General features: G+C 66.3%; 3 protein-coding genes and 1 pseudogene. All 4 read left to right on the forward strand.

Annotated elements, in window-relative coordinates:
• Positions 1–256, forward strand: a 256-nt coding sequence (locus AB0D66_RS34545; RefSeq protein WP_362311100.1) for a transposase, incomplete at its 5' end; no start/stop codon positions are given.
• Between the two features lie 532 nt (positions 257–788).
• Positions 789–938: a hypothetical protein gene (locus AB0D66_RS34550; protein ID WP_362311101.1), complete on the forward strand. Its 150-nt coding sequence runs from the start codon at positions 789–791 to the stop codon at positions 936–938.
• 101 nt (positions 939–1039) lie between these two features.
• Positions 1040–1211: pseudogene (locus AB0D66_RS34555) on the forward strand (transposase); the annotation flags it as partial.
• 82 nt (positions 1212–1293) lie between these two features.
• Positions 1294–1539, forward strand: coding sequence for a hypothetical protein (locus tag AB0D66_RS34560; protein WP_362311102.1), 246 nt, complete (start codon positions 1294–1296; stop codon positions 1537–1539).
• Positions 1540–1629 lie beyond the last annotated feature (90 nt).

Consider the following 1629-nt stretch of genomic DNA (forward strand, 5'->3'; position numbering starts at 1 on the left):
CGGGCTGAAGCGGTATGAAGCCGAGCACGACTGGCTCACCACCGTCCGGCTACCCGCATATGCGCCCAACCTGAACCCTCTCGAGGCCGTCTGGTGGCTCGTACGCAGAGCCATGGCCAACACCGCCTTCAACACCCCCGACGACCTCGACCGCATACTCCGCCGCGAATTACGCCGGATCCAGCTCCAGCCCCGCCTGATCGACGGCAGCCTCACCGCCACCAACCTGACCATCGACCCACCGACCCCACCCTGAAAACCTCAGTAACTCCGGGGACGAAGCGAACACCGCCTCCGTGTGACAGCCTTTCCTGCCTCCGCTTTCTGGCTGCACACGTGCGGCTCTCGATCCGTTCGTCAGTTGCTACCTCGCGGCCGCCGACAGCCTCAGCGGTCTGCATATTCTCGAAGAGCGTCATCGCGAAGGCGCAGCAGCTCTCCGAGCCTGCGACCCCATCGCCTTGGCCTGCCAAGGTTTCTACCCCGCCCGCGAGCCGCTCCTGCGGATGGTGAAGTCCATCCCGCGTCCCGACCAGCTTGAGGCCTGGTACGACTACTACCTTGACGAGCTGCGCTGATCCGCCCGCGGGCGATGCCGCTGGCCGAACCGGGCGGCGACGAGAGGCCGGCTGAAACGCGTCAGTTCGGACCCCCAAGAAAGTGAGCGTGCTCGCCCTACCGGCTAGGCTCTCTTCAGCCCAGACCGGACACCGGCGGGGACAGGTACGAGGCGCTGGCAGTACAACGACTTTGCCGGGATGCGCCAGCAGAGCAGGGGGAGTATGACGATGGACACCCAGGTGATCTTCAGCGACGAGGCATCCAACGTGACGCGGACGATGTCCGGTACCCGTCCGGTGTCCGAGCTGCCGCCGCCTTTGGAGACCCTGACCTGGAAGGCCCCGACGGAGGGGGACGATGCGGACGGCCCCTCCTGATGATCTCCCCCGCGGGCTTCGGCATGTGGGCTGGGATGGTGGCATTCGAAGGCAGCTGCCTTGTTCCCGGAGTCCATGGCCCAGCAGAACTTTGACCGCGGCGGGAGTTGGAGCGGGGTCCGTTGGTTCACGACTGGGCGGATCAGCAGTGGATGCTGGCCCGGGTCAAGACGCTGATCGGCTGGGCCTTGACGGGGCTGGCCGCGGGTAAAGGCGCCGCGGCGGCTCGCGGGGCCTGGCTCGTCTTCGAGGACGAGGCCGGGCAGTCGCTGAGACCGCCGCGCGCCAGGACCTGGGGCCGTATAGGCCAGACCCCGGAGTCCGCGTTCGCGGCCGGGGATCCGGCCGGGTCTCGATGGCCGGGATGACCTGCTTCCGACAGGGCGAGCGGCCCCGTCTGTTCTACAGCTTCCACGTCTACCGAGGCCGCAAAGATGAGCCCAAGGGCTTCACCTGGCGGGACGACCGGGAACTGATCGTGCGCGCGGACATTCAGTTCGACGGCCCGGTCGTGTTCGTCTGGGACAACCTCCGCGCTCACTTGATGCCGCAGATGAGAGCGTTCATTGAAGCGGACGCCGACTGGCTGACGGCCTTCTAAAGGGTGTTGCAGAAGCTTAGTTCCGGGCATTTTGCCTGTTTGGGTGGGGTGTTGAGGGCTGAGCCGGTGTGGTGGAGACGTTCACGGGCT

The organism is Streptomyces sp. NPDC048270 (assembly GCF_040652335.1).
Taxonomy (GTDB): domain Bacteria; phylum Actinomycetota; class Actinomycetes; order Streptomycetales; family Streptomycetaceae; genus Streptomyces.

Excerpts from the sequence above, each read along its gene's own strand:
- AB0D66_RS34560 (WP_362311102.1), top strand. The coding sequence starts at position 1,294 with ATGGCCGGGATGACCTGCTTCCGACAGGGCGAGCGGCCCCGTCTGTTC.
- AB0D66_RS34550 (WP_362311101.1), top strand. The coding sequence starts at position 789 with ATGGACACCCAGGTGATCTTCAGCGACGAGGCATCCAACGTGACGCGG.